This is a genomic window from Geminicoccaceae bacterium (assembly GCA_020638465.1).
Classification (GTDB): Bacteria; Pseudomonadota; Alphaproteobacteria; order Geminicoccales; family Geminicoccaceae; genus JAGREO01.
Window position 1 is genome coordinate 293,220 of the sequence record JACKIM010000001.1, and the last position, 19,182, is coordinate 312,401.

Genomic DNA, 19,182 nt, shown 5'->3' on the forward strand with positions numbered 1-19,182 from the left:
CGGTCCCCGCAGGCCGTCACGTTAGCAACGCGCGAGATCGCCGGCAATCCAGCCGCTCGACGGCCTCTGGCGCAACCGCGCTTCAAGGCGGCTTCTCGCCGCCGACAACCGGCCGCTGCGCAACTGTGCCTCGATCAGGGTCAGGGGCAGCAGGTCGCGCTGGGCATGGCTTCCGGTCATGCCGGCCTCATGCGTCATGGCCGCACCGAGCAGGTCGGCTGCAGCCCCGGCCCGCCCCTCCTCCAGCGCGGCCGCCGCCTGGATGGCCGGAATGCCGAGGTCCCGGAGCATGTCGCCATGACCCGTGCCACTTCCGGCCAGTGCGCCCAGCCGGGCCACATAGTCGCCCAGTCGGTCCCGCTCGCCGGCCGCGGCAAGGCAGAAGCCGGCATGGACGTCGATGAAGACATGGGACGGCCGTTCGACATGGGGCTCGAACAGTCCGGCCAGCACCTCCCAGCGGTTGCCGGTGTCGATGCCATGCAGGCGCAGGCGCCACAACAATGCCGCCGCATCGCACAGGTTGAGCGAAATGCTGCGCTCGTCCGGCGCAATTCCCCCGTCATAGACGGCAAGGGCAGCCGCGTGCTCGCCGAGATCGAGATGGTAGAGCGCCTTGTGCCACCAGTTGTGAACCGAGAAAAAGCAATCCTCGGACCATTGCGGCCCGGTCGAGTCGTACCATGCGATCCCCTCCTCGACCCGCCCCAGCATCTCCAGCACATGGCCGCGCGCGTGGATGGCCCAGGCGTCGAGCGGATTGCCGTCAAGCGCCTCGAACGCCAGTTCTTCGGCCGGGCCATAGAGCCCCGCCTCCTCGCACGCGAAGGCGCGCATCCCGCAGAGGTAGCCGAAGCCCGACAGGTCGGGGCTCCAGGAGGCGACGGCGGCATCGAGTCGTGGCAACATGGAGGATGTTTGCGCAGCGAAGAAATCAGCCTGATGGCTGAAGAACAGGGCCATGAGGTCGCGCGGCCAGTGCTGGAGGATCCGCGCGAGCCGGTCGGCCGCCTGTTGCGGTTCCCCACGGAGCCACGCCTCGATCGCGTCCCGGTGCAGGGCCTCGTGCTCGCTCAGCGGAACCGGTGGATCCGCCAGCGGGGCGAGAGCCTTCAGGGCCGCCGCACGGAAGGGGGCATGGAGCGACAGGGCGAAGACATGCCCCTGTAGCAGGCGGGCGGCATGCAGGGTGGGGTCGAGCTCCAGCGCACGGCGGGTCAGTCCCAGCGGATCGCCATGGAAGCTCGCGGTCGCATCGATGGCCCGGTCGAACAATGCCATCGCCTCGGCACTGCAACCGGACCATGACACTTCGCGGATATCTCGTTGCACGGCATTTCTCCCATAAAGCGACAATCGCCTGTAAAATGAACAACCCCGACAGCCTGTCAGGATAGGCCCCGAACGCCCCCAAATCAGCCTCAAACACCGTATCCGGAGATATTGGAGGTCTTTTTTTTCCGGTCCGGCACTCTCGCGGAGGAGCAGAACGATACCGCCGGCCCGTTGCGCGGATCCTCGACAAGTTTACAGGTTTTTCACTTTTCCCACGCGATTCCAATGGGTTGAACATCACTCAAGGAATCAACCCTTGCGCTATCGGACTATATTCACCTTATGGTTTTGCCGTCACAGTGGTCGTTTCTTCGTTTTCAACCACAAAAGCTCGATTTTTCAGCTGTTTGCAACCGCAAACATTCATGATATGGGCGATCTGTCTTAATAGTGGAACAGGAGTTCTTTGATGACACTCGACGAGCTGAACGCGGCTGTTGCTGCGGCAACAGAGACCTCCAAGGCGACAGCGGCGAAATCCGTGCAAGCCGTGCTCACGAGCATCCAGGATGCACTGGGCAAGGGTGAAAAGGTCTCGATCGCCGGTTTCGGCATCTTTGAGGTCTCGCATCGCCCGGCCCGTACCGGCCGCAACCCGCAGACCGGCAAGAGCATCGAGATTGCAGCATCCAACGCCGTGAAGTTCAAGCCCGGCAAGGCCCTGCGCGACTCGGTCAACGAGTAGTTCGAACCTGGCAGCTCCGCAGGGGCAAGATTTTCATCCTGTCCACTGCAGTCCATGTGTTCACGGAGCGAGCGGTACCGGCAGGGGTGCGGTGCCGTTCGCTCGAACATTTTCCCTACTTCATGCCACTGACGGCCTGATTGCAGCGATGTGACTTGAGAACGATGAGCAAGCCATTTGCGACACTCAGGGAGGGGGATGCCCCCGTCGTCACGGCTCCGGACGGCTCCGAGGTCACCATCCTGCCGTCGCTTGCGGGTGGCAGCATGGCCCGGTTCCGGCTCCGTCCGGCGGCCGTCGCCCGTGCCATCGTCCATCGCACGGTCGAGGAAATCTGGGTCATCACCGCCGGATCCGGGCAAATGTGGCGCAAGCTCGGTGACATCGAGGAATTGACCGGGCTCGCTCCCGGGATCAGCCTCACCATTCCCGCCGGGTGCCGCTTCCAGTTCCGCTGCGATGGCGATGTTCCGCTCGAAGCCGTGGCGGTCACCATGCCGCCTTGGCCGGGCGAAGACGAGGCCGTGTTCGTCGAGGGGCCATGGACCGCGACCGTGGAAACGGGCCGTCCCGCCTGATTTCGCAACCCGGCGACCGGGAAGCTCTCCACGGACGATCCTTGACTCGGCGCCGGTACGCCCGACATTCCCTGTTGTCGGGACGGCAGAGCGGAAGATTGGCGCAGGACACCCCGAGCGCCGCCGATGGTCCCCGGGAGAGACGATCTTGAGACGATCATCACTGAAGGCCGCAGCCGTCATGCTGCTGGCCGTCACGGCGGCCAGGCCGTCTTTCGCCGAAGAGATCGGCGAGGTTTCCACCAAGTTCAATCTGCTCACGCCCAACCACAAGATCGTCATCGAAGCCTTCGACGATCCCAAGATCGAGGGCATAAGCTGCTATCTGAGCCGGGCCAAGACCGGTGGATTCAAGGGAATGATCGGCATCGCCGAGGACACGTCGGACGCCTCGATCACCTGTCGCCAGACGGGCCCGATCAGGGTCACCGATGAACTCGACGAGGGCGAGGAAGTCTTCAAGCAACGAACTTCCCTGATTTTCAAAACCATGCAGGTGGTTCGCTTCCTCGATCCGAAGAGAAAGACATTTGCCTATCTCGTCTATTCCGACAAGATCGTCGAAGGCAGCCCGAAAAACTCGATCTCGGCGGTCCCGGCGATGCCATGGAACGGACAGCAACCCGACCTGGACAAGGCCGGCGACTGACATTCACCTCCAGCAGGCAGGAGAACCGGTCATGGGTTTTCGCCTCGGCATCAATACCAATTTCGCCATCAACCGCATCGTCGAACCCGAGGAACTGGTGGCGACGGTCGCCGAGGAGGTCGGGCTGCGCTACATCCAGCTCACGCCGGAGATCCTCAGCCCGGATTGGCCCGCCAGCACCATCGGCCGCCACGTGAAGGCCTACAACCGCGCCTGCGAGCGGCATCGCGTCAGGATCAGCCACACCTTCACCGGTGCCTACACGCGGCTCAACCACCTCGCCCACCCCGACGCGGAGGTGCGTGCGCACTGGGTCGAATGGTTCATGCGCTGGGTCGACATGGCGGTGGACCTTGGCGCACACGGCACCGGCAGCCAGATCGGCATCCTCACCTACAGGGACGACCGCGACCCGCAGCGGCGTCGCGACCGCCTGGAGCAGGCCCGCGATTGCTGGCGGAAGATTGCCGAACATGCAAAGTCCCGAGGTCTTGAATATCTCATGTGGGAGCCGATGTCGGTACGTCGCGAACTCGGCCACACCATCGAGGTCTGCCGCCGGCAGCATCGCTGGCTCAACGAGGACATGCCGCTGCCGATCCACCTCAACTCCGACATCGACCATGGCGATGTCTCCTCGCCCGATCCTGACGATACCGATCCCTATGCCTGGGCCGAAGCCTTCGCCGCCGACAGCCCGGTGATCCACATCAAGCAGAGCTCCATGAACAAGGGCGGGCACTGGCCGTTTACCGCAAAGCACAACGAAAACGGCCGCATCCAGCCGCAACGCCTGCTCGATGCCATCCGCAGGGGCGGAGGCGGCGACAACGAACTCGTGTTCGAGTTCAGCTTTCGCGAACGCGAGCCCGATGACAGCATCGCCGTCGATGCCCTGCGCGAATCGGTCGAGTTCTGGCGGCCCTACATCGAGGATTGACACATGGCGTTCTGGGTCGGCACCGGCTGGAAGATGAACAAGACCCGCGGCGAGGCGGCAGCCTATGTCCATACCCTGCGCATGGCGGCGGACATCGGTTCGCTCGGCGCACGACTGTTCGTCCTGCCGCCCTTCACCGCCCTTGCCGAAACCGCCGCCGGCCTCGGCGGCAGCGGCGTGCTCGCGGGCGCGCAGAACATGCACTGGGCACGGGACGGGGCCTGGACCGGCGAGATTTCGGCAGCAATGATCTCTGATTGCAGAGCATCCATCGTCGAGCTCGGGCACAGCGAGCGGCGCACGCATTTCAACGAGACCGACGCCGCGATCAACGCCAAGACGAGGGCAGCACTCGCCGCCGGGCTCATGCCGCTCGTCTGCGTCGGCGAAACCGCCGAAGAACGCAGTCTGGATGCGGCGGCAACGACCGTGCAGCGGCAGACACGCATGGCCCTGAGCGGCGTTGCCCCGGACGACGCCGACCGCCTGCTGCTGGCCTACGAGCCGGTATGGGCCATCGGCGAGGGCGGTACGCCGGCCACGCCGGAACAGGCCAGGGAGATCCACGAGGCAATAGCCGAGGCGGCCTCCGACCTGCTGGGCCAGCGCCCGGCGATCCTCTATGGCGGCAGCGTCAACCGTGGCAATTGCGAGGCCCTCGCGCGGGTCGGGGCCATCGACGGGCTGTTCATCGGCCGCTCGGCATGGCAGGCCGAGGGCCTGCTCGACATCGCCCGCGCGGCCGTGGCGGCCCGGCGCAAGGCTGGCCTCATGCCATAGTCACATGCCGACACGGCAAGACGATCCCTCACGCTGGATCATCGTCGCGTCGGGCATAGATATCGCCTGAGAAATCCTCCCCGCGGCGACTTTCCAGCCAGCTGCGGACATCTGCGGATGTGCGCCACTCGGGCCATAGCATGGCCAGGCTCTCGCCCTGCGATAGGTTGAAACGTGCCCGGCCCAGACGGTCGATGCGCTCAAGGCATTCCAGCGCCCCATCAATGCGCCCGGCAAGGAACTCGAAGGACAGGAGTGGCGGCAGGCGACTTAGCCCCAGCAATGCGTCAATCTCCATGCCCTCGATGTCGATCTTGACGAAATCGGGCATGCCGTAACGCTCGATCAGGCCGTCCACCGTCGTCTGCGGTACGATGATACTGCGATTCCAGCGGACGATGTCGAACGAACGGATTGCGCCGGTATCGGCAATGAAGCGTTGCGAACCACTGGTCACCGTCGGCGTCGCCTCGCTTAGATGCAGTTCCAGTTCGCCAGGCTCGCGCCCCACCGCCTCGGCCAGCAGCGTGACCCGCTCCCGGTCGCCGGCCGGGCGCCATGTCAGCAGGAAACGCAGCAGCCGCTGGAAGTCCGGTTGCGGTTCAAGGGCGACGACCCGCGCGCCAAGGCGCAGGAAGCACAGGGTGCGATTGCCGGCATGCGCGCCGATGTCGAAACACAGGTCATCCCTGCCGATCAATCCACCATAGAAGCCGTCCATCCGCCGGTTCGACCCGGGCGGCCAGTAATACATGTGCAGCGAGCGCAGCAGTCCGCGCCCCCGCAGGATGATGGAACGCAGTCGGGCAATCACGGCTGGCGTATGGCCTCGATCTCGAAGCGCAACTGCACGTCGTCGCCGACCAGATTGCCTTCTACACCATAGGTGCTGCCAAAATCGCTGCGCTTCAGATGGGCGCCCGCCGATATGCCGATGACATAATTCTCACCCCAGGGATAAGGGCCGATCCTGTTCAGTGTCACGTCGACATCCACCGGCAGCGTGACGCCGCGCAGGGTCAGGTCACCATGGATCGTGCCATGACGATCGTCGATCGCATCGGCCGACGTCATGACGAACCGTATGCCGGGATGCGCTTTTGCATCGAGGAAATCCTTGCTGCGGACATGATTGTCGCGCGCGTCATGGTCGGTGAACACCGATGCGGCGTCGATGTCGACGACAAGATCGGCGAGTTCGCCGCTGTCCTCGTCATAGGTGAAGTGCCCTCCACCATCGAGGAAAAGCCCCGTCTGATGCTGATATCCGATATGTTCCACGGAAAAGACGATGGAGAAATGCTCGGGATCGATGGTGTAGCGGCGCGGTTCGGCAAGGGCCGACATGCCCGCCATGGCCACTGGCAGCGCCAGAAGTAACGCCTTGCGGCCGGTTCGAAACGTCATGATTTCCTCCCATGCCATCGGCTGGCCGGAACACAGCATGCACCGCCGGTCACAGGTATCACGTCACGAAACCGTGAGGTCGTCGAGCGACGCATTGCCGCCACAGACCACCACGGCCACCGGATGGGACGGATCGAGATCCACCCCACCGCCCATGAGCCCGGCCAGGGCGGTTGCACCGCCCGGCTCGACGACGATCCGCAACTGCTCGAACAGCCAGCGCTGGGCGCGACGGATGGCGTCATCGGCCACCAGCACCACCGGCGTGCGGTGACGGCTGGCGAGCCCGAAGCCAATCCTGCCGATGCGCCGCGCACCGAGCGAATCGGCAGCGATACCCGAAACCTCGACATCCACAGGTTCGCCCGCATCGAGGGCGGCCGCAAGGGCCTTCGAGGTAGTCGGCTCGACCGCGACGATCGTCTGCCGCCCGCCCATCCAGGCCAGCGCTCCGCCGATGAGCCCGCCGCCGCCCACGGCGAAGAACGCAGCCTGCATGTCCGGGCACTGGCGCTCCAGCTCGCGGGCCAGCGTCCCCTGCCCCGCCACCGTGCCGGGCTGGTCGTAGGCGTGGACGTCCAGCGCTCCGGTCTGCGCCTGGCGGTCGCGCATGGCGGCGAAGGCCTCGGCGTAATTGTCCCCGGCCCGGTGGACCACCGCCCCCAGCCGGCGCAGGCGGGCGACCTTGACCGGCGAGGAGATGACGGGAACGAAGATCTCTGCCGCGAGCCCCAGTTCGCGGGCAACGTGGGCGACGGCGATGCCATGGTTTCCACCCGAGGCAGCGATCACGCCTGCGGGAAGGTCGCCAGCCTGCAACACCGTGTTGAAGGCCCCGCGTGGCTTGAACGAGCCCGCATGCTGCAGGCTTTCGAGCTTCAGGATGACGGGCGAGGCGCAAAGCTCGCCCGGCTCGATGCGGATGACCGGCGTCTCGCGTACCCGGTCGCGGATGCGGTCCGCTGCCGCCTCGATATCCCCGGCGGTCACGCTCATGCCCGGGCCTCCGCACGCAGGGCGGCGATGGCCGCGGCGTAGTCGGGCCGGCCGAAGACCGCGGAACCCGCCACCAGCACGTCCGCTCCGGCCTCCACGGCACGGATGGCGGTATCTCCGTCGATGCCGCCGTCGACTTCCAGCAGGATCCCGCGCTCGCGGGTCATGGATGCGATCCGCCGCAGCTTGTCCAGCGCGGAGGGGATGAGTTTCTGCCCGCCGAATCCCGGATTGACGGTCATCACAAGGACCAGGTCGAGACGGTCGAGCACGGGTTCGACGACGCAGGCGGGCGTCGCCGGATTGAGGGCGAGGCCGACCCTGGCCCCGAGATCGGCCACCTGCTGGAGCGTACGGTCGAGGTGACGGCAGGCTTCAGCATGCACCGTGATGCCCTGCGCACCGGCGGCCACGAAGGCGTCGAGACAGGAACCGGGCTCCTCCACCATCAGATGGCAGTCGAAGAAACGGTCGGTGACGCCCCGCACCGAACGGATGACGTCAGCACCGAAACTGATGTTGGGCACGAACCGGCCGTCCATCACGTCGAGATGGATCCAGTCGGCACCGGCGTCGGCAACGGCACGGATCTCCTCGCCGAGACGGGAGAAATCGCTGGCGAGGATGGATGGGGCGATCAGCGGCATCTGTGGACAATTTTCCATGGGCATCGTTGGCGGGGAGGCAACGCCCTTCTAGCAGCCGGACATGGAAATGCCGAGAGCATAGCGGTATCGGCCGGCGCATCCGCTCGCCAGCGGGTCGAAAGGGCTGTCCCGGGCCGGCATGACCGCGGCAGCACGGGCCGCCAGCGCCCCGATACGGCAGCGAAAAACCGTACAGGACAGGCAACTTGTCAAATAACCAATTGATTATATTGAGTAATATCAATCAACACGGAATCGGCCGTAAAAGCCGGCCGCGGCTGCTTCATTGCAACGCAACACGTCAAGCAAAAGGAGATCTTGTCAAACAAGCAATCAATTCTTGCGTGACTTGTGCAACGGTGGAGGCTGCGGAAACGAACCGTTCTCAACCCGTTTCCCCCTTGACGCCGGTCGCGGTCCGGCGGGTCCGCCGCAACGGTTTTCCACAGGTCGGGGGATGGTCTTGTGAAACCGGCTGTGGATGAAATGTCACGTCCGCGTCATTTTTCCATCACAACAATCTCCTACGCTCCGGTACCGATTTTAACACCGAAATTTTGTTTATTGCCCTTCACCGGCTATTCCATGCCGAAATTCTTCAAACGATATCAACCAATGGTCAATATCACATCGAAAAAGAGACATTACCGGATATTACGGGAATTCGGTGCCGCATGACGCCGGCATGTCATGACGGACACAGGAAAAGGTCGGCCGAAGTCACGGCATGAAGAACTGCCGTGCCCCGAAGTCTCGGGTCACGTTCCGCAACAATGCCAGCCCCGGTCATCGCCCCTTCGTCATTGTTCTCCTTCCCTCTTCTTCATCATACGGTTCCACCACCTCCTCCCCTTTCCGGACGACGATGATAACCGGTGGGAATTAACCCCAGGTTAACGAATCGGTGGCAACCGTGGCACGCGTCGGTTTCACTGCCGCAAGGAGTTCCCCGAAACGGACCGCCTGCGGCAAGGTGCGGGGTTTTCATCCCGGTTTGTTGACGCGAGCATGACGTGTTGACTATGACGCAGGCGGCGCCCGGGTCCGACCCGGCAGCGCGCCGCGTTCGCCAGAGGCGTGAGTGGATGAACTACGAGAGCTACTTCGAGCAGGCCGTCGGCAAGGTTCGAAGTGAGGGACGGTACCGCGTCTTCGCGGACCTCGCCCGCAAGGTCGGGGATTTCCCCCGTGCCGACCACCGATGCGACCGGGGCCGCCGGGAAGTCGCGGTCTGGTGCTCCAACGACTACCTGGGCATGGGCCAGCATCCCGATGTCCTCGCGGCGGCCGAGCAGGCAGTGCGCGACTATGGCGCGGGTGCGGGCGGAACGCGCAACATTTCCGGCACCACCCACCTGCATGTCAGGCTCGAACACGAACTCGCCGACCTGCACCAAAAGCCCGCGGCACTGGTGATGACGTCGGGATATGTCGCCAACGAGGCGGCCATCTCGACCATCGCCCAGCTTCTGCCCGACTGCATCATCCTGTCGGACGAGCTCAACCATGCCTCGATGATCGCCGGCGTGCGCTCCAGCCGCTGCGAGAAGGCGGTATTCCGCCACAGCGACCTGGATCACCTCGAAAGCCTGCTGGCGGCCCAGCCGCGCGAGCGCGCGAAGCTGGTGATCTTCGAGAGCGTCTACTCGATGGACGGCGATTTCGGCCCGATCCATGCCGTGTGCGACCTCGCCGACAAGTACAACGCGATGACCTATCTCGACGAGGTCCACGCCGTCGGCATGTACGGGCCGCGAGGTGCCGGGGTGGCCGAGCGCGACGGTGCCATGGACCGGGTCGATGTCATCCAGGGAACGCTGGCCAAGGCATTCGGCTGCATGGGCGGCTACATCGCCGGATCGGGGGCGCTGGTCGATGCCGTGCGCTCGTTTGCCGCCGGCTTCATCTTCACAACGTCGCTGGCACCGGCCGTGGTCGGCGGCGCCATCGCCTCGGTACGCCACCTCAAGACCAGCGGTGTCGAACGGGACTCCCAGCAGGAACGGGCGGCGGCGCTCAAGGCGCGGCTGGCGGCAGCCGGCCTGCCGGTGATGGCCTCGCCCTCGCATGTCGTCCCGATCCTCGTCGGCGATCCGGTGCGCTGCAAGGCCGCCACCGACATGCTGATGGACGAGTTCGACATCTACATCCAGCCGATCAACTACCCGACCGTGCCGAAGGGAACGGAAAGGCTGCGCCTGACCCCCGGCCCGCTGCATGACGACGCCCTGATGGACGAACTGGTGGCTGCCCTCGTCGAGGTCTGGAACCGGCTCGCCATCAAGAAAGCTGCATGACGACGGCCCGGGCCTACTGGTCGACGGCACCGTTTGAAGGCGAGATACGCGAACAGGAACTGCCGCCGCCGGGCGAGGGCGAGGTGCGGGTGGAAGCCCTGTTCAGCGCCCTGAGCCAGGGGACCGAGAAACTCGTCGCCGCGGGCCTGGTGCCGGACAGCGAGCACCGGCGCATGCGCTGCCCGTTCCAGGAAGGCGATTTCCCCTTCCCGGTGAAATATGGCTATTGCAATGTCGGTCGCGTGACCGAAGGTCCGTCCGAACTCGTGGGCCGCACGGTCTTCTCGCTGTACCCGCACCAGGATCGCTTCAACATCCCGGCCGCGATGGTGACCGTGCTGCCGGACGACCTGCCGCCGCGCCGCGCCGTGCTCACCGCCAACATGGAAACCGCGCTCAACGCCATCTGGGATTCGCGCATCACCGCCGGCGACCGGGTGCAGGTGGTGGGAGCGGGAGTCATCGGCCTGCTCACCGCCAGCCTCGCCGCGCGCTTCCCCGGCACGGAAGCGCGGATCCACGACATCGATGCCGGACGGATGGCGGCAGCGGCAGCACTGGGGCTCGAATGCGGCATCGTCGAGGATGCCGACATCGTGTTCCACTGCAGCGGCAGCGAGGCCGGGCTCGTCCGTTCGCTCGAACTGGCCGGGTTCGAGGGCACCATCGTCGAGATGAGCTGGCACGGCGCACGCACGATCGGCCTTCCGCTCGGTGCGGCCTTCCACAGCCGCAGGCTGAAGCTGGTGAGCTCGCAAGTCGGCCACATACCGCTTCATCAAACCGCGAAGTGGACTCACGCAAGGAGAATCGCGAATGCGGCAAAACTCTTGCGCGATACTCCCATTGATGTGACACATTTCAGCGACTGTCTTCTGGACGATCTTCCGCAGATGGTGAAAATCTTATCCGGCAAAGACTTGAGCTTTATTGGTAGTATCGTACGTTATGCATGACGCCGCCGGTGCGAACCGGCGCATGCCAAGATAAAGGGTCCACGCAAAAAAGGACCTGACGACCGTGAGGATATGGAGGAGCGCTGATGTTCACCGTACGGGTACGCGATCACGTGATGATCGCCCACAGCTTCAGGGGCGACCTGTTCGGCCCGGCACAGAAGCTTCATGGCGCGACCTATGTGGTCGACGTGGAATTCCGTCGCGAGGCGATGAACGAGGACCACGTGGTCGTCGACATCGGCCGGGCCATTGACGAGCTCAAGGCCATCCTGGGCGAACTCAACTACCGCAATCTCGACGAACTCGACATCTTCGAGGGTCAGAACACGACCACCGAGTTCCTCTCCCGCCACATCTTCGACCGCATGGTCGCGGCGATACGGGCGGGCAGGCTCGGCCCGGGCAGCGAGGCCCTGCACTCCCTCAAGGTGGAGCTCGGCGAAAGCCATGTAGCCTGGGCGGGCTTCGAAGGACGCCTTTGAGCCCCCGGCACCCGGTCAGCGACCCGGAGCCGGACGACCGTCCATGAGGCGCAGCCAGCCACGGATTGTCCGCCAGGCGATGTAGGCCCATGCCAGGGCGAGAAGGACATAGCCGATCAGGATGATGGACAGGATGGAACCCGCAATGACCATCAACAGGCTCCACCAGAACGTGGAAGTACCGTAATGCAGATGTCCCCTGTAGGGCTCCACGGCCCCACCCCGACAGACATAGGCAATCACCGCAGCCGCGAGGATCGGCACGGCAGTGAACAGCGACAGGGCATAACAACCGTACATCAGATGGGCCGCGCCGCGGCCGCCGAGATCATCCGCCATGCCCTGTTCCCCTCTCCTGCCCCTGACCATCCCGCGACGGGAGGCTAGCACACATGAACAGGAAGGAAACGGGTCCGGCCGTTCTGGCCTTTCCGGGAGACCTGTCGATCCGCACCGGCGGCTACATCTACGACCGGCGGGTACTGGACGAACTGCGCAACCAGGACGTGGCCATCGAGACGCTGCCGCTTGGCGACGGTTTCCCGCTGCCGACCGCGCAGGCCATGCACGTGGCCGAAGCCCGCCTGATGTCGCTGCCGTCCGACACCTCGGTCATCATCGACGGGCTGGCCTATGGTGCCATGGGTGCTATCGCTCAAAAGCTGGCCGCCCACCTGGACATCATCGCCCTCGTCCATCATCCGCTGGCGCTCGAAACCGGCATTCCCACCGTCGATGCGGAAAATCTCCGGCTGAGCGAGACCATGGCGCTCGCCCATGCGAGACGGGTCGTGACCACCTCGCCCACCACCGCGCGAATGCTGGCCGAGCATTTCGCGGTCGATGCCGACAGGATCACGGTGGCACCGCCGGGAACCGACGAGAAGCCCCTGGCCCATGGTTCGAACGACCGCCAGGTGCGGCTGCTCAGCGTCGGCAGCGTCGTTCCGCGCAAGGACTTCGTCACGCTCGCCCGCGCCCTGTCGGGCCTGTACGACCTGCCATGGCACCTCGACATCGCGGGTTCGCTGGACCGGTCGTCCGCCGCGGTGCGGCAGTTGCGCGATGTCATCATCACCGGCGGCATCGAGGAGCGGATCTCGCTGCTGGGTGAACTCGACGACAAGAAGCTCGACAGGCTCTATGCCCGGGCCGACCTGTACGTGTCCAGTTCGCTCTATGAGGGCTACGGCATGGCGCTGATGGATGCGATCGCCTGGGGCCTGCCGGTCGTGGCCGCGCGCGGCGGGGCCGTTTCCGACATCCTGCCCAGCGATGCCGCCTTCCTTGTCACACCGGGCAACGCCACCTCGATGGCATCCGCCCTGCGGCGGCTGATCGAGAACGACGCCCTGCGCCACCGCCTGCATGGCGGGGCGCTGGAAGCCCGCGAAAGGCTTCCACGCTGGCCCGCCACGGCCGGGATCATCCGCGATGTCCTGTTTCGATGAGCGGTTTTTCGTCCGACTGGCTCGGCCTGCGCGAACCCTTCGACCACGCGGCGCGCTCGGACCGGCTGACCGGCATGCTGACCCGGTGGGCGGATGGCCGCGAGGGGCTGGTCATCGCCGACATGGGCAGCGGCACCGGGTCGAACTTCCGGGCCATCGAACCGGTGCTGCCGCCGGGACAGCACTGGTACCTGCTCGAAAACGACCCGGCGCTCATCGAGGCGGGGCGCTCCACCCTGCCGGCGACGGGCCGTTCCAGCTGCCTCTATGTGGCGGCCGATCTCTCGTCGAGTCTTGAGGATATCGTTCCCGCATCCGTCGATATCGTCACCTGCTCCGCGCTGCTCGATCTCGTCAGCATGACCTGGCTCGAAAGACTGGTCAGGTTGGTGATCGGGCGCAAGGCGGCCCTGCTCGCCGTCCTGACCTATGACGACCGCATCCGCTGGCGGCCCGGCGATCTCCACGACACGGCGATGCGGGACCTGTTCAACCGCCATCAGCGCACTGACAAGGGATTCGGTCCTGCACTCGGCGGCAGTGCCGCCGGCGAACTCGAAACCATGCTGAAGGGCAAGGGGCAGTTGTCGACCGAGCCGAGCCCATGGGTGTTCCGGCCCGGCGACCGGTCCATCCAGCAGGCCCTGCTCGACGGCTTCGTCGCGGCGGCGCGGGAGCTGGACGATTGCGACAAGGAAGAGGCCCTCGCATGGCGGAACCAGCGCCGCACGCAGATCGACCGGGGACGTTCACACCTGACAGTCGGTCACATTGATCTTCTTTTCCTACCGGATTCACGATAGGAATAATCATCGCTTAAGGCATCGGGATAATATGAATTCCGAATTCTAGTGACAAAATCCCTCTGTCCGGTCAGATCAAGCCGTATTTCGGCGGATGGACGAGAGGGCAACGATATGGGAGGCAGAAATGGTCGGGCATACGATGCTGAAAGAATCGGCGCTCGCCAGCAGGTTCCTCAAATCGATTGCGAACGAGCATAGGCTTCAGATCCTTTGCACCCTGAGCCAGGGGGAACGGTCGGTCGGCGAGATCAGGGAAACCGTCGAACTGCGGCAGTCGAACCTCTCGCAGCAGCTTGGCCGGCTGCGGCAGGACAAGCTGGTCAAGACCCGGCGCGAAGGCAAGATGATCTATTACAGCCTCTCGAACGACAAGGTCATCCGGGTCCTCGACCTGCTCTACGAGCTTTTCTGCAAGGACGAACCGGACCCGCAGCAGGGCCGCGCCTGACAGGCGCTCCCTTTCTCCGGTGATTTTCGTAAAATTTGACGAATTGGTCCCGAAAGGGCCTTTCAGGTCCGGACGTCCCGGAGATTGTCCCCTCCTGTCACCGTGGAACCGGCGGCCGGTGCCGGCGATGCGCTCCTCGACGCGGCCGTCCGGGAGGGACCTTGCAGTGCCGACGCGTCCGGCGGCGGTTCGTCCGCCCGTGCCGGCAGCGCCCTTCCCGCATCGATCAGCTTCGCCCTTCCCGCATCGATCAGCTTTCCGGCGATGAGATCTGCGAGGCGACGCACGAGACGGCGCCGGCCGCGGCTGCGCGACAGCGCCTGCTGGTGGTACGGATCCTGCTGCAAGTCCCGCTTGCATCGGTCCCGTTCCGCAGCGCCTGGGGGGGTCGCCGCCGGAGCCGGTTCGCGAGAGCCTGGCGTCGTGCTCCCTGTGCGCTCCGGACGGTCCATATGCCGCAGCACGCTGCGCAGCAGGGCATCCAGCGGCCGATAGAAGCTCCGCGAAATTGCCCAGCGGAGCCATTCGGTCTCGTCGGGATTCTCCTGTTCGGGCCAGTGGAAATGCCGCGAACACAGGTCACGGAACCACCCCTGCACCCATGGCCGGATTGTCCTATCCAGGCAACGGCGATCCGTGCCCCCCAGGCCGGACAGGGCTGCGACCAGCGCTTTCGCGCGTTCCGGCAGTTCCGGACGACCCGCATCCGCCAGCACCTGACGTCCTGTCGCCCGCAGCCAGCAGAAGCGCAACAGCCTTGCGCACCCCCACCGCGCCATCCGCCCGGCCAGCGTGTTCCGGCGTGGGTGTGGCGCAGTTGAAGTGGCGGAAGTGACAGGAGGGCAACAGGTAACCATGCCACGCATATGCCACAACCGCGGTCACAGTTCAAGGAATTTATTCTTTTATTCGTTCAGGCTGCCCGTCCAAGGACTTCAAGGCTCAGATTGCGGTTTTCGGTGATTTGCCGGCGGACATTGTCGGGCAGGCCATCGAGTTGCAGGAGGCGGTTGTTGAGGGCGACGGCACGGGCATGATCGCCCGTCCAGTAGGCTGCAACCGCCAGCATCATGCGGCAGCGCCAGTCATAGAGCGACTGGTCGACGAAGAGGAGGTCGCTGGCCGGGAATGGAATTTCGGCAGCGCGGGAAAGATAGAGCAACGCCTCCGCATAGGCCTCCCGGTCGAGACAGAACTGCCCGAGCCAGTAGAGCGGTTCGGCGCGATGGGGAGCGAAGGCATGGGCATCGATGAGCGCTTCGGCGACATCGGCCGGGCGGTCGCCGCGGGATTGCAGGAGCAACCCGATCTGCAGCTTCGACTGGAAGACCTCCTCATACCATCCGCCCATGGCCACACGCCGGCGATAGGCGTCAATGGCCCGATCGGTATCATCGCAATCTCGATAACTCTGCCCAAGGTAGAACATATAGCGGGCGTTGTCCGGCTCGTCGATCAGCGCCTGCTCGAACACGAGGGCATCGCGACGGTACTTGTGGGGATCGCTGGAGCGGGCTCCCTCGCTGACCGCATGGATCCAGACGCCGTCGATGCGGTCCTGACGCAGCGGCATGCCGGCTTCGAGATATTCGTGCAGCACGCCCTTCCACTTCCAGCCGCATGCCGCGCGGACGAGACGCGGGTAGCGAAAGGAGAAGGTCTCCATCCTGATTTCGATTTCATAGGCATCGGCCGTGAGTTCCGGCAATCGGGCACCATCGGCGGATTTCATGGTTTCATCGGCGTCGATGAACAGGATGTAGTCGCTCCTGCCCTCGATGAGCGCCAGCGCCTCGCCGCGATTGTGGCCGAAATCGACCCATGGGCGCTCATGCAGCTCGCCGGGAATGTCCGCAAGGATCTCGCGAATGCGGTCCTGCGTGCCATCGGTGGAGCCGGTATCGACGATGACCCAGTAATCGATGCTGTCCATCACCGAGCGCAGGCAGCGTTCGATGACATGGGCCTCGTTCCTGACGATCATGTTGAGGCCGACGGTGGCCCGCCCCTTTTCCGCTACCGGCCGGGACGCGCGGGACGGTGATGGCGGCATGTGCCGTCCGGTCACGGCGTCGGTTTCGCCGGCACGCCGGGCAAAGGCCGCGAGTTCCGGATGGAGGCCCTCGACCATCGCATCGGGCAGGATCGATTGCGGGAAGGTCGCCGCTCCACCCGACGGATCGCCGGACATGCGCAGGTGGAGTCCGTCCCGGTCGTCGAACAGCAGCAACTCTCTGCGGGCAGCGAGGCCGCGCAGGAAGGCGGCGAGCGACCGGTCGCCACCTGAGGACCGGCGATGTTCCCGCCATGCGGCGCGGTCGATGACGAGACCGCCGGTCTCGCCCGAAATACCCGTCGCGACACGGCGGCGAAAGGCGTCATCGGCCTCCACCCAGCGCATCGTGGCACCGGCCCAGTCGACATGCGGACCAGCGGTGATGCGCTGGTCCCAGTGGCCGAAGCGGCGATGGCGCCTGCTATAGGCGAGGAAGGCGACAAGCCTTGCGGCGGGCTGCCCGGACCGGTCGAGCGCATCGACCATCCGGCGCAGATATCCACGGCCGTAGAAATCCCCCTCATCGAAAATGGCGATGCGCTCGCCACCGGCGGCATCGAGCAGCGCTTCCATGCCGGCCTCATCCGAAGCCGGATCGTCGACGCGGCGGTAGTCGACAGGCAGGGACAGCGACGACAGCCTGTCCCGCACATCCTGCGGACCGGCATCGAGGATGCGCCACTCGACCGGGGCCATGTCCTGCGCCGCCACGCCGGCCGCAAGCAGGTCCAGCCGATGGCCGCAGGAACGAAGCCGGGTGACGACGGAGACCGACGACATCATGCGACCTTCATCACCTCGTCCTGCAGGTTCTGCACGCCGGAGTTGCGCTCGATGACGTCGGCGAGCGTGGTACGCTCCAGTTCGCGGAGAGCCGCACCGGAATACTGGTTCTGGTACCAGTAGCGGTCGCCGTCGCGGGTCCGGGTGAACTGGTCGACGAGAATGGCGCGGAAGGTCTCGCCGACCAATCCACCTCCGGCAGCTTTCTCGGACAGGCCACCGACCCACAGATCGACATCGTCGACGGATGAGTAGACCTCGGCGAGTTTCGCCCCTGCACCGTCCCGCAGCGACGGATCGTCGAAACTCTCGATGCGGGGAAGGCCCAGCGCCTCGCGCGCATCGTTCCACGACGGAATGCCGTGATCGCGGCCGCGCTGGATGTTGAGGGCGGCAAGGTCCAGGCCGCCGGCACCGGGTGCGCCGAACAGCATGTTGCGCAGCGGGTCGATGATCTGCTCGTCGAGTTCCTGCGCCTCGTGCGACGCGAGCCCCCGCAGGTAGGGGTCGATACCGTCCTGCGAAATCGGCGTGGAATTGAAGAAGGCGTCCTTGATCTCCAGCGGGCCGCCGGCAAGCGACTGGCCGTTCGCATCGAGGCGCCGGATTTCCGGCGACACCATGCTGTGGCCGAACCGGAAGGCTGCGGAAGCGAAGCTCGACGAGATTCGCGGATCGACACTGGCATCGTAGCCGGAATATTGCGGCAGCGCGTCCGATCCGAGCAGGATGGGGAGAAACTCCTGATAGGTGATGACCTCGATCTCGGCGATGACCTTCTCGCGGGCCGCCTGGTAGAGCTGCTCGTCGCCCCATTGCGGGTTCTTCGCAGCCAGCTCGTCGGCGATGCGGTTGTGCTCGCGCATGAACACGGTGTGCATGGCGGTGAGGCCGGGCTGTTCCGCGGCGCGTTCGTCGCCACCGACGAACAGGCCGGTATCGGCGGATACGGGCAGCAGGTCGCCGGTGCTGGTGCGCAGGTGCCCGCCCTCGAACGAACGCAGCGCATTTGCCGCCTCGGTCGTCGAGCCATAGACCTGCGAGCCGTCGAGGAACGCGGTGATCGAGTTGACCTGCTGTTGCTGTCCCGTGCTGTCGGCCTCGCTGGTGGAGCGGGTGAACGGCATCCATTGGTCGGCGGGACCGGACGGGTTGTACATCAGGTCGCCCACCGGGATGGAGATGTCCATGTTTTCCGGGGACGTCGTGTGGTTGAGGGTCAGGTCATGGTCGATGAACTGCCCCCATTGCCAGAACATGTCGCTGGCATCGGCGACATTGCCGGTGAGCTCGCCCTGGGCGACCACCGCGTTGCTGATCTCGCGGGCACCGGGGCGATCGGCGCCGGCCGGAGACCCCGTGCCATCGGCATATTCGGCCGGCATCATCCGCATCGACGCGGTGTCGACAGCTCCCAGACCGGGTTGCGCCACATTGTTGCCCGTACCGTCGATGCTGCGCGGGTTGCTGCCGTCATAGGGCTCGCCCTGCAATTCGAGGATGATCTTGTCGATCACCTCGATCAACGACTGGATCAGCTGGACCAGTTGATCCCGGTTCGCGCCGTTGCCATTGCCATTGCCGCACTGCTGGCGGCCGAGAAGGCCCGAGAGAGCGTTGATGCCGCCCTGAATGACGTTCGGCGAAGACGATCCGGCGGATCCCGACGAACCACCGCCCGCCGTTCGCTGGCCGGAACCTCGCCCCGGGAACAGGGCTGGCGATCGCTGAAATGATCCCTCGTACTGGGCAATCGTGGCCATGGAGGCTTCTCCGTGTCGTCTCTGTCTCGTTAAGGGGAAAGCCGGCAATTCGACATCGCTGACGGCCTTCCTGTTTTCCAGGGAAGATTACTCCATACCCCCTGAACAGTCCTTCAGAGT

At 64.9% G+C, this 19,182-nt stretch carries 20 protein-coding genes; 11 read left to right on the forward strand and 9 right to left on the reverse strand.

Annotation, left to right across the window (positions count from 1 at the left end):
• Positions 1-21: 21 nt before the first annotated feature.
• Positions 22-1,332, reverse strand: a complete 1,311-nt coding sequence (locus tag H6851_01325; GenBank protein MCB9942250.1) for a tetratricopeptide repeat protein — start codon at positions 1,330-1,332, stop codon at positions 22-24.
• A 412-nt stretch (positions 1,333-1,744) separates the two neighbouring features.
• Here H6851_01325 and H6851_01330 point away from each other — a divergent pair, with 412 nt between their 5' ends.
• From H6851_01330 to H6851_01350, 5 genes are all read left to right on the forward strand, one after another.
• A complete protein-coding gene (locus tag H6851_01330) occupies positions 1,745-2,020 on the forward strand; it encodes an HU family DNA-binding protein (GenBank protein ID MCB9942251.1) in 276 nt (91 codons plus the stop codon).
• A gap of 164 nt (positions 2,021-2,184) precedes the next feature.
• The gene (locus H6851_01335; GenBank protein MCB9942252.1) at positions 2,185-2,598 is read left to right on the forward strand and encodes a cupin domain-containing protein; all 414 of its coding nucleotides are present in this window, start codon (positions 2,185-2,187) and stop codon (positions 2,596-2,598) included.
• A gap of 181 nt (positions 2,599-2,779) precedes the next feature.
• A complete protein-coding gene (locus tag H6851_01340) occupies positions 2,780-3,247 on the forward strand; it encodes a CreA family protein (protein MCB9942253.1) in 468 nt (155 codons plus the stop codon).
• A gap of 31 nt (positions 3,248-3,278) precedes the next feature.
• Positions 3,279-4,187, forward strand: coding sequence for a TIM barrel protein (locus H6851_01345; protein ID MCB9942254.1), 909 nt, complete (start codon positions 3,279-3,281; stop codon positions 4,185-4,187).
• Between the two features lie 3 nt (positions 4,188-4,190).
• Positions 4,191-4,967 carry a triose-phosphate isomerase gene (locus tag H6851_01350; GenBank protein ID MCB9942255.1) on the forward strand — a complete coding sequence of 259 codons (777 nt, stop codon included), beginning with the start codon at positions 4,191-4,193 and terminating at the stop codon, positions 4,965-4,967.
• 28 nt (positions 4,968-4,995) lie between these two features.
• Here the strand turns inward: H6851_01350 and H6851_01355 are convergent, their stop codons facing one another.
• The 4 genes from H6851_01355 to H6851_01370 all read right to left on the reverse strand — a co-directional run bounded on the left by H6851_01355 (position 4,996) and on the right by H6851_01370 (position 8,017).
• A complete protein-coding gene (locus H6851_01355; GenBank protein ID MCB9942256.1) occupies positions 4,996-5,781 on the reverse strand; it encodes an FkbM family methyltransferase in 786 nt (261 codons plus the stop codon).
• A complete protein-coding gene (locus tag H6851_01360; GenBank protein ID MCB9942257.1) occupies positions 5,778-6,374 on the reverse strand; it encodes a polyisoprenoid-binding protein in 597 nt (198 codons plus the stop codon). Before H6851_01360 ends, H6851_01355 begins: the two co-directional genes overlap by 4 nt.
• A gap of 63 nt (positions 6,375-6,437) precedes the next feature.
• Positions 6,438-7,370 carry a threonine/serine dehydratase gene (locus H6851_01365; protein MCB9942258.1) on the reverse strand — a complete coding sequence of 311 codons (933 nt, stop codon included), beginning with the start codon at positions 7,368-7,370 and terminating at the stop codon, positions 6,438-6,440.
• Entirely contained in the window at positions 7,367-8,017 is a 651-nt protein-coding gene (locus H6851_01370) for a ribulose-phosphate 3-epimerase (GenBank protein MCB9942259.1), read from the reverse strand. The genes H6851_01365 and H6851_01370 overlap by 4 nt, the downstream gene beginning before the upstream one ends.
• Positions 8,018-9,102: 1,085 nt before the next feature.
• On the opposite strand from H6851_01370, the gene hemA reads away from it, so the two are divergent.
• The 3 genes from hemA (at position 9,103) to H6851_01385 (ending at position 11,755) form a co-directional block, all read left to right on the forward strand.
• A complete protein-coding gene (gene hemA, locus H6851_01375; GenBank protein MCB9942260.1) occupies positions 9,103-10,314 on the forward strand; it encodes a 5-aminolevulinate synthase in 1,212 nt (403 codons plus the stop codon).
• The gene (locus H6851_01380; protein ID MCB9942261.1) at positions 10,311-11,270 is read left to right on the forward strand and encodes a dehydrogenase; all 960 of its coding nucleotides are present in this window, start codon (positions 10,311-10,313) and stop codon (positions 11,268-11,270) included. The genes hemA and H6851_01380 overlap by 4 nt, the downstream gene beginning before the upstream one ends.
• 86 nt (positions 11,271-11,356) lie before the next feature.
• Positions 11,357-11,755 carry a 6-carboxytetrahydropterin synthase gene (locus tag H6851_01385; GenBank protein ID MCB9942262.1) on the forward strand — a complete coding sequence of 133 codons (399 nt, stop codon included), beginning with the start codon at positions 11,357-11,359 and terminating at the stop codon, positions 11,753-11,755.
• 15 nt (positions 11,756-11,770) lie between these two features.
• Here H6851_01385 and H6851_01390 read toward each other — a convergent pair whose 3' ends face one another.
• Positions 11,771-12,094 carry a hypothetical protein gene (locus tag H6851_01390; GenBank protein ID MCB9942263.1) on the reverse strand — a complete coding sequence of 108 codons (324 nt, stop codon included), beginning with the start codon at positions 12,092-12,094 and terminating at the stop codon, positions 11,771-11,773.
• A gap of 53 nt (positions 12,095-12,147) precedes the next feature.
• Here H6851_01390 and H6851_01395 point away from each other — a divergent pair, with 53 nt between their 5' ends.
• The 3 genes from H6851_01395 (at position 12,148) to H6851_01405 (ending at position 14,460) form a co-directional block, all read left to right on the forward strand.
• Positions 12,148-13,206 (forward strand): glycosyltransferase family 4 protein, encoded by a 1,059-nt coding sequence (locus tag H6851_01395; GenBank protein MCB9942264.1) that lies wholly within the window; start codon positions 12,148-12,150, stop codon positions 13,204-13,206.
• Positions 13,203-14,009, forward strand: coding sequence for a class I SAM-dependent methyltransferase (locus H6851_01400; GenBank protein MCB9942265.1), 807 nt, complete (start codon positions 13,203-13,205; stop codon positions 14,007-14,009). The genes H6851_01395 and H6851_01400 overlap by 4 nt, the downstream gene beginning before the upstream one ends.
• Before the next feature lie 127 nt (positions 14,010-14,136).
• Positions 14,137-14,460 (forward strand): winged helix-turn-helix transcriptional regulator, encoded by a 324-nt coding sequence (locus H6851_01405; GenBank protein MCB9942266.1) that lies wholly within the window; start codon positions 14,137-14,139, stop codon positions 14,458-14,460.
• Between the two features lie 62 nt (positions 14,461-14,522).
• On the opposite strand, the gene H6851_01410 is transcribed toward H6851_01405, so the two are convergent.
• From H6851_01410 to H6851_01420, 3 genes are all read right to left on the reverse strand, one after another.
• Positions 14,523-15,239: a hypothetical protein gene (locus tag H6851_01410; GenBank protein MCB9942267.1), complete on the reverse strand. Its 717-nt coding sequence runs from the start codon at positions 15,237-15,239 to the stop codon at positions 14,523-14,525.
• A 134-nt stretch (positions 15,240-15,373) separates the two neighbouring features.
• Complete coding sequence (locus tag H6851_01415) at positions 15,374-17,299, reverse strand: glycosyltransferase (protein MCB9942268.1); 1,926 nt, start codon at positions 17,297-17,299, stop codon at positions 15,374-15,376.
• Positions 17,296-19,062 carry a peroxidase family protein gene (locus H6851_01420; protein MCB9942269.1) on the reverse strand — a complete coding sequence of 589 codons (1,767 nt, stop codon included), beginning with the start codon at positions 19,060-19,062 and terminating at the stop codon, positions 17,296-17,298. Before H6851_01420 ends, H6851_01415 begins: the two co-directional genes overlap by 4 nt.
• Between the last annotated feature and the right edge of the window lie 120 nt (positions 19,063-19,182).

What these genes read in the sequence shown, in the direction of transcription:
- H6851_01395 (MCB9942264.1), top strand. Translation starts at nt 12,148, where the DNA reads ATGAACAGGAAGGAAACGGGTCCGGCCGTTCTGGCCTTTCCGGGAGAC.
- H6851_01410 (MCB9942267.1), bottom strand. Translation starts at nt 15,239, where the DNA reads ATGGCGCGGTGGGGGTGCGCAAGGCTGTTGCGCTTCTGCTGGCTGCGG.
- H6851_01350 (MCB9942255.1), top strand. Translation starts at nt 4,191, where the DNA reads ATGGCGTTCTGGGTCGGCACCGGCTGGAAGATGAACAAGACCCGCGGC.
- H6851_01400 (MCB9942265.1), top strand. Translation starts at nt 13,203, where the DNA reads ATGAGCGGTTTTTCGTCCGACTGGCTCGGCCTGCGCGAACCCTTCGAC.
- H6851_01420 (MCB9942269.1), bottom strand. Translation starts at nt 19,062, where the DNA reads ATGGCCACGATTGCCCAGTACGAGGGATCATTTCAGCGATCGCCAGCC.
- H6851_01390 (MCB9942263.1), bottom strand. Translation starts at nt 12,094, where the DNA reads ATGGCGGATGATCTCGGCGGCCGCGGCGCGGCCCATCTGATGTACGGT.
- H6851_01330 (MCB9942251.1), top strand. Translation starts at nt 1,745, where the DNA reads ATGACACTCGACGAGCTGAACGCGGCTGTTGCTGCGGCAACAGAGACC.
- H6851_01335 (MCB9942252.1), top strand. Translation starts at nt 2,185, where the DNA reads ATGAGCAAGCCATTTGCGACACTCAGGGAGGGGGATGCCCCCGTCGTC.
- H6851_01345 (MCB9942254.1), top strand. Translation starts at nt 3,279, where the DNA reads ATGGGTTTTCGCCTCGGCATCAATACCAATTTCGCCATCAACCGCATC.
- H6851_01385 (MCB9942262.1), top strand. Translation starts at nt 11,357, where the DNA reads ATGTTCACCGTACGGGTACGCGATCACGTGATGATCGCCCACAGCTTC.
- hemA (MCB9942260.1), top strand. Translation starts at nt 9,103, where the DNA reads ATGAACTACGAGAGCTACTTCGAGCAGGCCGTCGGCAAGGTTCGAAGT.
- H6851_01405 (MCB9942266.1), top strand. Translation starts at nt 14,137, where the DNA reads ATGGTCGGGCATACGATGCTGAAAGAATCGGCGCTCGCCAGCAGGTTC.
- H6851_01365 (MCB9942258.1), bottom strand. Translation starts at nt 7,370, where the DNA reads ATGAGCGTGACCGCCGGGGATATCGAGGCGGCAGCGGACCGCATCCGC.
- H6851_01380 (MCB9942261.1), top strand. Translation starts at nt 10,311, where the DNA reads ATGACGACGGCCCGGGCCTACTGGTCGACGGCACCGTTTGAAGGCGAG.
- H6851_01370 (MCB9942259.1), bottom strand. Translation starts at nt 8,017, where the DNA reads ATGCCGCTGATCGCCCCATCCATCCTCGCCAGCGATTTCTCCCGTCTC.
- H6851_01415 (MCB9942268.1), bottom strand. Translation starts at nt 17,299, where the DNA reads ATGATGTCGTCGGTCTCCGTCGTCACCCGGCTTCGTTCCTGCGGCCAT.
- H6851_01340 (MCB9942253.1), top strand. Translation starts at nt 2,780, where the DNA reads ATGCTGCTGGCCGTCACGGCGGCCAGGCCGTCTTTCGCCGAAGAGATC.
- H6851_01360 (MCB9942257.1), bottom strand. Translation starts at nt 6,374, where the DNA reads ATGACGTTTCGAACCGGCCGCAAGGCGTTACTTCTGGCGCTGCCAGTG.